A 10374-nucleotide genomic window follows, 5' to 3' on the forward strand; every position below is an offset into this window, starting at 1 on the left:
GTCCGGGGCAGCCCCTTTACCGCGCTATCCGCGCGCAGCGCGCTTACGCGTCCTTCGACAGGTTCGGCCCAGAGCCGCCCGCCGCCTGCTCGATCGGCGGAACGTCAGGCAGCGCGGACTTCTCCTCGCCACGGAAGGTGAACTTCTTCTCCTCACCCTCGCCCTCGATGTCGACCACCACGATGTGACCGGGGCGGAGCTCACCGAAGAGGATCTTCTCGGAGAGCAGGTCCTCGATCTCGCGCTGGATCGTCCGGCGCAGCGGGCGGGCGCCGAGGACCGGGTCGTAGCCCTTCTTCGCCAGCAGGAGCTTGGCCTCCTGGCTGAGCTCGATGCCCATGTCGCGGTCCTTCAGACGCTCATCCACCTTGGCGATCATCAGGTCGACGATCTGGATGATGTCGTCCTGCGAGAGCTGGTGGAAGACGACCGTGTCGTCCACACGGTTCAGGAACTCCGGCCGGAAGTGCTGCTTCAGCTCGTCGTTGACCTTCGCCTTCATCCGCTCGTAGCCGGTCTTGACGTCGCCCTGGGCGGCGAAGCCCAGGTTGAAGCCCTTGGAGATGTCCCGGGTCCCGAGGTTGGTCGTCATGATGATGACCGTGTTCTTGAAGTCCACGACCCGGCCCTGGGAGTCGGTCAGACGACCGTCTTCCAGAATCTGGAGAAGGGAATTGAAGATATCGGGGTGGGCCTTCTCGACCTCGTCGAAGAGGACGACGGAGAAGGGCTTGCGGCGCACCTTCTCCGTGAGCTGGCCGCCCTCTTCGTAACCCACGTATCCGGGCGGGGAGCCGAAGAGCCGGGAGACCGTGTGCTTCTCGCTGAACTCCGACATGTCGAGGGAGATCAGCGCGTCCTCGTCACCGAAGAGGAATTCGGCGAGCGTCTTGGACAGCTCGGTCTTACCGACACCGGAAGGTCCGGCGAAGATGAACGAGCCACCGGGGCGCTTCGGGTCCTTCAGACCCGCACGGGTACGGCGGATCGCCTGGGACAGTGCCTTGATGGCGTCCTTCTGGCCGATGACGCGCTTGTGGAGCTCGTCCTCCATGCGGAGCAGCCGAGAGGACTCCTCCTCGGTCAGCTTGAAGACCGGGATACCGGTGGCCGTGGCGAGGACCTCGGCGATCAGCTCACCGTCGACCTCGGCGACGACGTCCATGTCGCCGGCCTTCCACTCCTTCTCCCGCTTGGCCTTCGCCGCCAGCAGCTGCTTCTCCTTGTCACGGAGAGAGGCCGCCTTCTCGAAGTCCTGGGAGTCGATCGCGGACTCCTTGTCCCGGCGGACACCCGCGATCTTCTCGTCGAACTCGCGGAGGTCCGGCGGAGCGGTCATCCGGCGGATGCGCATCCTGGATCCGGCCTCGTCGATCAGGTCGATCGCCTTGTCCGGCAGGAAGCGGTCCGAGATGTACCGGTCGGCCAGTGTGGCCGCCTGGACCAGGGCCTCGTCCGTGATCGAGACGCGGTGGTGCGCCTCGTAACGGTCGCGCAGACCCTTGAGGATCTCGATGGTGTGCGGCAGCGACGGCTCCGCGACCTGGATGGGCTGGAAGCGGCGCTCCAGGGCCGCGTCCTTCTCCAGGTGCTTGCGGTACTCGTCCAGCGTCGTGGCACCGATGGTCTGGAGCTCACCGCGGGCCAGCATCGGCTTGAGGATGCTGGCGGCGTCGATCGCACCCTCGGCGGCGCCCGCGCCCACCAGGGTGTGGAGCTCGTCGATGAACAGGATGATGTCGCCGCGGGTGCGGATCTCCTTGAGCACCTTCTTCAGGCGCTCCTCGAAGTCACCGCGGTAGCGGGAGCCGGCGACCAGCGCACCCAGGTCGAGGGTGTAGAGGTGCTTGTCCTTGAGGGTCTCGGGCACCTCGCCCTTGACGATGGCCTGCGCCAGGCCCTCGACGACCGCCGTCTTTCCGACGCCGGGCTCGCCGATGAGCACCGGGTTGTTCTTGGTACGGCGGGACAGCACCTGCATGACCCGCTCGATCTCCTTCTCGCGCCCGATGACCGGGTCGAGCTTGGACTCACGAGCGGCCTGGGTGAGGTTCCGGCCGAACTGGTCGAGGACCAGGGAGGTCGAAGGCGTGCCCTCGGCCGGGCCGCCGGCGGTGGCGGCCTCCTTGCCCTGGTATCCGGAGAGCAGCTGGATGACCTGCTGCCGCACCCGGTTCAGATCGGCGCCCAGCTTCACGAGGACCTGGGCGGCGACACCCTCGCCCTCGCGGATCAGGCCGAGCAGGATGTGCTCGGTGCCGATGTAGTTGTGGCCCAGCTGAAGAGCCTCCCGGAGCGACAGCTCCAGGACCTTCTTGGCACGAGGGGTGAAGGGGATGTGCCCGGACGGGGCCTGCTGGCCCTGGCCGATGATCTCCTCCACCTGCTGGCGGACCGCCTCGAGCGAAATCCCGAGGCTCTCCAGGGCCTTAGCGGCGACACCCTCACCCTCATGGATCAGGCCCAGGAGGATGTGCTCGGTGCCGATGTAGTTGTGGTTGAGCATCCGGGCTTCTTCCTGAGCCAGGACGACAACCCGCCGCGCGCGGTCGGTGAACCTCTCGAACATCGTTAATCGCTCCTCAGAGCGGTCAGTCAGTTAGGGGTCGATCCCCTCCCTGTCCTTCCGCAGCTTAGTCCCGCAAGCGGGGACCGCTCATTCCAACTGCCGACACCCGTCGCTGGCCTCCTGCCCCGAACGCCGACAAATGCTCCAACCCGATGGTGCGAGACGATGTTCCCGCAGGCCAAGCCGTTAGCCCCGCCGTGTGTACGCCGATGGCGAACGTGAGACCGCGCAGCCCGCGCGTTCATCCGTCCCCACTAGGGATGTCTTACCCGTATGCACGGACAGTCCATGCCGCGCACGCCGGTTCCCTCAGCTACGGGCGAACATCTCCGCGCCTCCGAATACGCCCTTCGCGCTCTTTCCGCGCCCCCTTCACCGGCACTTCGAGGCTCAGTTCGCCACGCCATGCACACGTTGGGCAATCATTAGCCCACACTGCGTAACCAACCGAGGCCCCGGAGAGTTGCCCGGACATGGCCGTCACCGCGCCCTGCGCAACGCCTTGCGAGTCCCTCACACCTCCCGCAGCCGCCGCGCCCGCCCTGCCGCCCCCTCGCGCTCCCCTGCCGCTGTCGGCGCCGCCTTCCGGCGGCGTCGCGCGCTGGTACGAGAAGGAACTCGGCTGGGCGACGGCGGACGGACCTCCCGTACAACTGCTGACCGGGCTGCGCTTCGACGTCCTGGAACTGCCCGCCGATGCCGGGCTCGTCCTGCTGAGGCGGTACGCCCGTACGGGTCCGGTCGCCCTCGCGGGGCGCAGGATGCGCCTGCTGGTCGCAGCGGGCAGCGCGGACGAGCTGCCCGGACTGCTCGACTGGCTGGAGTGGGGCGGGATCGGCCTGGAGCTGACCGCGATGGGCGCCGGTGAGCGGATCAGTGCCCCACAGGGGGCCGCGGGCTGGCTGCGGCCCCCGGAGCCGGGGTGCGAGGTCGAACCATCGCTACCGGCACTGGCCCCCGTCGGACGTGCTACCGGCTCCGGGGGCGTGCCCGACCTCGTACGGCTCGTGGACACGGCGGCGACGGCGTGCCACCGTGCCCGGCTGCTGCGTACGGCCGCTGCGACCCGTACCAACGGTAACCGCAAGAAATGCGATACCCGCAGCACCCGCAATCAGCGGGAAAATCAGCCGTTGGCCTTCTCGTAGGCCTCGCGGATCTCAGCCGGGACACGGCCGCGATCGTTCACGCTGTAGCCGTTCTCCTTGGCCCACTTGCGGATCTCGGCGGTGTCCTTGTTACCCGAAGCGGCGACACGTCCCTTACCGCGGGCAGTCGCGGCACGGCCACCGGTCTTCCGACCGCTCTTGGTGTACGGCTCCAGCAGACCGCGGAGCTTGTCGGCGTTAGCGGTGGTGAGGTCGATCTCGTAGGTCTTGCCATCCAATGCGAACGTCACGGTCTCGTCCGCCTCGCCACCGTCGAGGTCATCGACAAGAAGGACCTGAACCTTCTGTGCCACCGGATTTCCTTTCATCGAAAATGCAGTACGCGGAAAGGAAACCGCTTTTCCCGGAAAAACACAAACCCCTGGGAGAGGTTCAGAACCTCGAGAAGGCGGGAAACGTGCGCGATTCGGACATCTGGCGTTCGGCCCGACGGCCCGTTCACGTTCCGGTCGGGTTCGATCACAGGCGCAGGAGCATCCGGCTGTTGCCCAAGGTGTTCGGCTTCACCCGTTCGAGACCGAGGAACTCGGCCACTCCCTCGTCATAGGAGCGCAGAAGCTCGCTGTAGACATCTCCGTCGACCGGTGTCTCCCCGATCTCCACGAAGCCGTGCTTGCCGAAGAAGTCAACTTCAAAGGTAAGGCAAAAAACCCGCCGCACTCCGAGCCAGCGTGCGGTGTGCAACAGCTGCTCCAACACCTGATGCCCCACACCCACGCCTTTGACCTGGGGATCAACCGCCAGAGTACGGACTTCCGCGAGATCTTCCCACATCACGTGCAGCGCGCCGCAACCGACTACTCGGGCATCGGCATCCCGTTCAGCCACCCAGAACTCCTGGATGTCTTCGTAAAGCGTCACCGTGGCTTTGTCGAGCAGGATGCCTTCGCTTACGTACGGATCCACGAGCCGGCGCACCGCCGGTACATCGCTGGTCCTGGCCCTTCGGACGGTCACGGCATTTGCTACGGCATTGGGGATTGGCTGCGCTGACGACATGTGCGGACGTTATCCCCCCATGCCGTCCGCTTCGCCCTCGGGCCCCCGACCCTCCCCTACCCCTTCCCGTGCTTCCCGCCGGGCCTCGTCCCCGCCCTGCCGGTCCTCCCGGCGCTCCCCCTGAGGAGGTCGCGTACTCGACCGTGCCTCACGTTCCACCGCCCGGTCCGCTTCGTGTTCGGGCGGGGCTTCCGCCATCCGGGGCTGAACGACGCGGATCGCGTCCTGGAGCGCCTCGCGCTGCTCGGGCGACATCATGCCGAAGAAGGCGACAAGAGCCGCCGCCGGGTTGTCGCTCTTCGACCAGGCTTCGTTCATCAGCGCGGCCGAGTAGGCGGCCCGCGTCGAGACGGCGGTATATCGATAGGCGCGCCCCTCGACTTCCCTGCGCACCCAGCCCTTCTGATGGAGATTGTCCATAACGGTCATGACCGTGGTGTAGGCGATGGAGCGTTCCTGCTGGAGGTCTTCCAGGACTTCCCGCACCGTCACCGGCCGGTTCCATTGCCAGATGCGCGTCATGACGGCGTCTTCGAGCTCTCCCAATTGGCGGGGCACATCGCCACCATAGTCGGAGATGTCGGAAAGGATGGCTATTGACGTAGTTCGCGCACGAAAAAGGACGTACGGCCGTAGACGGCCGTACGTCCCATGAGTACACCACCGAGCCAGTCGTAACCGGCCAAAAAAAATCAAGACCGACCATTCCGGCTGGACTGAGCTGGACCGAGCTGGACCGAGCTGGACCGGAATGATCACAGCCCCTGATCGCGCACTCGCGCTCGCGCGATCAGGCCCCGGCCGGACGGTCCACCGTGGCCGCGGCAGCCGGAGTCCCGGGCTGCCGGGCGCTCTCCGCACGGGCCAGCGCCGCGTCCACGGCGGCGTCCTCCTTGGCCTTGTTCGGGCCGCCCTGACTCTTGACGATCGTCACGACAAGGCCGATGAAGAAACATGCCATCACGATGGGGGGCAGGAGCGCGGATACGTAGTCCATGCCCCCCAGAGTAGCTATCCGGCCGCTCGCTTCTTCGCCGGGGGCGCGGGCTTTCGGCGGGGCGGGAACACCTCGCCTGGCGTCGGAATCGGGCGGTCCGGCCGCGGCGTGGAACCCGGGGCCGGCTTGGGGGTCGCCGGACGCGGGTCCTGCTTGTCACCGGAGGACGTCGGCGGCCGTCCGGCGGAAGCCGCCCGGCCGCCCGGTAGCGCGTGCAGCCGGACCCTGGGGGCACGGGGAGCACCAGGAGCGACAGCGGACGGGCTGATGGCGGAGGGGCCGCTTGCGGCCGAGCCGGGGGAGACGCGAGCGGCGAGCCGGGCGCGTACCGACTGCTCGGCAAGTCTTCGGCAGCGCTCCAGCAGAGCCGACGCGTCCGGCGTGCTGCGCGGGAGGTTGCGCAGGGCGGCCAGGTCGTCGGGCCCTGGGTCGTACCCGGCGGCCAGGGCCTCCTGGAGCAGCTCCAGATAGCCCCCTGCGGAGCCGGGGAGGGCGTCGCGGTACCGGACCAGATCGGCGAGGAGGAACGCGCGCTGCCGGTCCGCCTCGCGTACGGCCTCGTCCACGGACTCTGCAAGCCGTAGGCAGTCCTGGGCGAGGGTGGCGCTCTCACGGGGCTGGTCGGGATGGAGGGCGACGGCGAGGGCGCGTCGGAGCACACGCAGCTCGTCTGCACTGAACGCCATGCCGCCGCGGGATCCGTATGGCGTGGGCATGGGCCGACGATACGCGCTAATCGGACAAAATTCGTTTAGCGCGCATCTACGGCGCGGCGTGCACATCAGTCAGCGGTCAGGGCCGGTAGCCGGACCAGGCGGACGGACGGTCACATACGGGAGGCGTTGCGCTCGTACACCAGGCGCAGCCCGATCAGGGTCAGCCAGGGTTCGTGCTCGTCGATCTCTGCGGCCTCACCCAGCACCATCGGCGCGAGACCGCCGGTGGCGATCACGGTGACCTCGTCCTGATCGCCGGCCAGCTCGCGCTTCATCCGCTGGACGACCCCGTCCACCTGCCCGGCGAAGCCGTACACGATGCCCGCTTGCATGGCCTCGACCGTGTTCTTGCCGATCACGCTGCGCGGCCGGGCCAGCTCGATCTTGCGGAGCTGGGCACCCCTGACGCCCAGCGCGTCGACCGAGATCTCGATCCCGGGGGAGATCACCCCGCCCACGTACTCACCGCGTGCGCTGACGGCGTCGAAGGTGGTGGCGGTGCCGAAGTCCACGACGATGGCCGGGCCTCCGTACAGCTCGACGGCGGCGACCGCGTTGATGATGCGGTCCGCGCCGACCTCCTTCGGGTTGTCCATCAGGATCGGCACACCCGTCTTGACGCCGGGCTCGACGAGAACCGCGGGCACGTCCCCGTAGTAGCGGCGGGTGACCTCGCGCAGCTCGTGCAGCACCGAAGGGACGGTGGCGCAGATCGCGATGCCCTCGATGCCGTCGCCGAGTTCCTCACCGAGCAGCGGGTGCATACCCATCAGGCCGTTGAGCAGCACCGCGAGTTCGTCGGCGGTGCGACGCGGGTCGGTGGAGACGCGCCAGTGCTCCACGATGTCCTCGCCGTCGAAAAGGCCGAGGACGGTGTGGCTGTTGCCGACGTCGATGGTGAGCAGCATCAGTCCTGGGCCTCTCGCAGGTCGAGGCCGATGTCGAGGATCGCGGACGAGTGGGTGAGGGCCCCGACGGCCAGGTAGTCGACGCCCGTCTCGGCGTAGGCCCGGGCGTTGGCGATGGTGAGCCGGCCCGAGGACTCCAGCAGCGCACGGCCCTTGGCGAGGGTGACGGCCTCCTCGGTCTCGGCAGGGGTGAAGTTGTCGAGCAGGATGAGGTCGGCGCCCGCGTCCAGAGCCTCCCGGACCTGGTGGAGGGTGTCGACCTCCACCTCGACGGCGAGACCGGGGGTGCCCATCGCGGCCAAGGTCTCCCGTACGGCCTTGAACGCCTCGGCGACCCCGCCGGCGGCGATGACGTGGTTGTCCTTCACCAGGGCGGCGTCCGAGAGCGACATCCGGTGGTTGACTCCGCCGCCGCAGCGCACCGCGTACTTCTCCAGCGCGCGCAGTCCGGGCGTCGTCTTGCGGGTGTCGCGCACCTTCGCGCCGGTGCCTTCGAGCAGGTCGGCCCAGGCACGGGTGGCGGTGGCGATACCGGAGAGGCGGCACAGGATGTTCAGCGCGCTGCGCTCGCCGGTGAGCAGATCACGGGTGCGGGCGGTGACCGACAGCAGCTTCTGGCCCGCTGCGACCGGGTCGCCGTCCTCGACATGCCGCTCGACCTCGAACTCGTCGGTGCAGACGATGGACAGCACCGCCTCGGCGATCCGCAGGCCCGAGACGACTCCCGCCTCGCGCGCGGTGAAGTCGCCTGTGGCCACGGCATCCTCGGGGACGGTGGCGACGGTCGTGATGTCGAAGCCGCCGTCGAGGTCCTCCTCGATCGCCAGGTGGGCGATGTCCTCGACCTGTACGGGGTCGAGCCCGGCGTCGGCGAGGAGTTCGGCGAGCGCGGGGTCGAGACCGCACTCGTACATCTCTTCCGCGTCGCCCGCGCAGCCGCAGTCGTCGCCGCAGCCCGCCGCGCCGTCGGCTGCGGAGGAGGGTGCGCCGATGTGGATCAGCGGTACGTCCACGGGCTCGGGACGTTCTTCGGGCGTGCTCACGGTTGCGGCTCCCTGGGGGGAAGGGGGTTCGGACTGGGGGAAGTGCTGAAGGACGTCGGGTCGGAGGACGTCAGGCTGGAGGAGACGGGGGGCGTCAGCGACTCGGTGTCGGTGCGGCTGACGACGAGGCGCCGGTCGGGGGTGAGCCGTACGACGATATGGCGGCGCCACTCGGTGTCGTCGCGGTCGGGGTGATCCTCGCGCCAGTGGCAGCCGCGGGTCTCCGCGCGCTCCCGGGCGGCGGCGACCAGCACACGGGACACCAGCAGCAGATTGCTGACTTCCCATGAGTCCACTCCGGGCACGGCCGCCTTGGCGACCCCGGCTGCCGGGGTGGTGCCTTCCCCGGCGTCCTGGCCGGCCGTCAGGTAGAGCGCCTCCAGGGCCTCGGCCGCCGCGTCGAGGCTGGCGGCGGAGCGCAGCACGCCCGCACCCTGGGTCATGACGCGCTGGATCTCGTGACGGGTCTCGGGCGCGAGCAGCGGTACGGGCCCGTCGGCGCCGACTGCCGGAGCGTCGACCGGGTGCCTGGGGGCGGTCGGTGCGGCAGTGCCGGTGACCGCGGCGGCATGGGCGACGGCCGTGGCGATCCGTTCCGCGAAGACGAGGCCCTCCAGCAGTGAGTTGGAGGCCAGCCGGTTGGCTCCGTGCACACCCGTGCAGGCCACCTCGCCGCAGGCGTAGAGACCGGGGACGGTGGTGCGGCCGTGCAGGTCGGTGCGTACCCCGCCGGACGCGTAGTGCGCGGCGGGCGCGACCGGTATCGGCTCGGTCACCGGGTCGATACCGTGGGCGCGGCAGGACGCGAGGATGGTCGGGAAGCGCTGCTCCCACATCTCGGCGCCGAAGTGGCGGGCGTCGAGGAACATGTTGTCGGCGCCCTGCTCCCGCATCCGGCGCATGATGCCCTTGGCCACGATGTCGCGCGGGGCGAGCTCGGCCAGCTCGTGCCGGCCCACCATGAAGCGCGTGCCGGCCGCGTCGACCAGATAGGCGCCCTCGCCCCGCACCGCCTCGGAGACCAGCGGTTGCTGGCCCTCGGAATCCGTGCCGAGGAAGAGGACCGTCGGGTGGAACTGGACGAACTCCAGATCGCTCACCTCGGCCCCGGCGCGCAGCGCCAGCGCCACGCCGTCGCCGGTGGAGACGGCCGGGTTCGTGGTGGCGGCGAACACCTGGCCCATACCGCCGGTCGCCAGCACCACGGCGGGCGCGTGCACCGCGCCGACTCCGTCGTGCTGTCCCTCGCCCATGACATGGAGGGTGACTCCGGCCGTGCGGCCCTCGTCGTCGGTCAGCAGGTCCAGGACGAGCGCGTGTTCGATGATGCGGATGGCCCGCTCGCGTATCGCGGTGACCAGCGCCCGGGAGATCTCGGCGCCCGTGGCGTCGCCTCCCGCGTGCGCGATACGGCGACGGTGGTGGCCGCCCTCGCGGGTGAGCGCGATCCCGCCGTCGGTCCCGGTGTCGAAGCGGGCACCGGTCTCGATCAGTCGCCGCACGGCGTCCGGGCCTTCGGTGACCAGGGTGCGCACAGCCTCCTCGTCACACAGCCCGGCGCCCGCGACGAGCGTGTCGTCCAGATGCTGCTCGGGGCTGTCGCCCTCACCGAGCGCCGCCGCGATACCGCCCTGGGCCCAGCGGGTGGAGCCGTCGTCCAGCAGGGCCTTGGTGACCACCACCGTACGCAGCCCGGCGGCCGTGCAGCGCAGCGCGGCGGTCAGACCGGCGACACCGGAGCCGACCACCACGACGTCCGCCTCGATGGCCCAGCCGGGTGCGGGGGCGTCCAGGCGTATTCCGGTCCCGGCGGTTCCAGCGGTCCTGACGGTCATACCGGCGCTCCGAAGGTCAGGGGAATGTTGTCGATCAGCCTCGTCGTACCGACCCCGGCGGCGGGGGGGCGCCGCGCCGGCCCCCGCGCGGCCCCGCGGCGCCCCGGGGGCGGTGAGCCGGGGGGCCCGGCCCCCGCC

At 69.3% G+C, this 10374-nt stretch carries 10 protein-coding genes; 1 reads left to right on the forward strand and 9 read right to left on the reverse strand.

The window, feature by feature from the left end; all coding sequences use genetic code 11:
• Nucleotides 1-43: 43 nt before the first annotated feature.
• A complete protein-coding gene (locus tag ACFWI9_RS14555; RefSeq protein ID WP_387161896.1) occupies nucleotides 44-2569 on the reverse strand; it encodes an ATP-dependent Clp protease ATP-binding subunit in 2526 nt (841 codons plus the stop codon).
• 473 nt (nucleotides 2570-3042) lie between these two features.
• On the opposite strand from ACFWI9_RS14555, the gene ACFWI9_RS14560 reads away from it, so the two are divergent.
• On the forward strand, nucleotides 3043-3717 hold the full coding sequence (locus ACFWI9_RS14560) for an SCO3374 family protein (protein WP_387161897.1): 675 nt from the start codon (nucleotides 3043-3045) through the stop codon (nucleotides 3715-3717).
• Here ACFWI9_RS14560 and ACFWI9_RS14565 read toward each other — a convergent pair.
• The 8 genes from ACFWI9_RS14565 to ACFWI9_RS14600 all read right to left on the reverse strand — a co-directional run bounded on the left by ACFWI9_RS14565 (nucleotide 3696) and on the right by ACFWI9_RS14600 (nucleotide 10236).
• Entirely contained in the window at nucleotides 3696-4031 is a 336-nt protein-coding gene (locus ACFWI9_RS14565; protein ID WP_338677452.1) for an Lsr2 family protein, read from the reverse strand. The two genes, ACFWI9_RS14560 and ACFWI9_RS14565, sit on opposite strands and share 22 nt — an antisense overlap.
• Nucleotides 4032-4197: 166 nt before the next feature.
• A complete protein-coding gene (locus ACFWI9_RS14570; RefSeq protein ID WP_387161898.1) occupies nucleotides 4198-4737 on the reverse strand; it encodes an amino-acid N-acetyltransferase in 540 nt (179 codons plus the stop codon).
• A gap of 9 nt (nucleotides 4738-4746) precedes the next feature.
• Nucleotides 4747-5283: a BlaI/MecI/CopY family transcriptional regulator gene (locus ACFWI9_RS14575; protein WP_387161951.1), complete on the reverse strand. Its 537-nt coding sequence runs from the start codon at nucleotides 5281-5283 to the stop codon at nucleotides 4747-4749.
• 244 nt (nucleotides 5284-5527) lie between these two features.
• A complete protein-coding gene (locus ACFWI9_RS14580; protein WP_387161899.1) occupies nucleotides 5528-5734 on the reverse strand; it encodes a hypothetical protein in 207 nt (68 codons plus the stop codon).
• A 14-nt stretch (nucleotides 5735-5748) separates the two neighbouring features.
• Nucleotides 5749-6420 (reverse strand): hypothetical protein, encoded by a 672-nt coding sequence (locus ACFWI9_RS14585; protein WP_387161953.1) that lies wholly within the window; start codon nucleotides 6418-6420, stop codon nucleotides 5749-5751.
• 140 nt (nucleotides 6421-6560) lie between these two features.
• Nucleotides 6561-7358: a type III pantothenate kinase gene (locus ACFWI9_RS14590; protein WP_387161900.1), complete on the reverse strand. Its 798-nt coding sequence runs from the start codon at nucleotides 7356-7358 to the stop codon at nucleotides 6561-6563.
• The gene (gene nadC / locus ACFWI9_RS14595; protein WP_387161902.1) at nucleotides 7358-8401 is read right to left on the reverse strand and encodes a carboxylating nicotinate-nucleotide diphosphorylase; all 1044 of its coding nucleotides are present in this window, start codon (nucleotides 8399-8401) and stop codon (nucleotides 7358-7360) included. Before nadC ends, ACFWI9_RS14590 begins: the two co-directional genes overlap by 1 nt.
• Complete coding sequence (locus tag ACFWI9_RS14600) at nucleotides 8398-10236, reverse strand: L-aspartate oxidase (protein ID WP_387161904.1); 1839 nt, start codon at nucleotides 10234-10236, stop codon at nucleotides 8398-8400. Before ACFWI9_RS14600 ends, nadC begins: the two co-directional genes overlap by 4 nt.
• Nucleotides 10237-10374: the final 138 nt, after the last annotated feature.

The sequence above is a fragment of the Streptomyces sp. NPDC127084 genome (assembly GCF_042724175.1).
Lineage (GTDB): Bacteria > Actinomycetota > Actinomycetes > Streptomycetales > Streptomycetaceae > Streptomyces.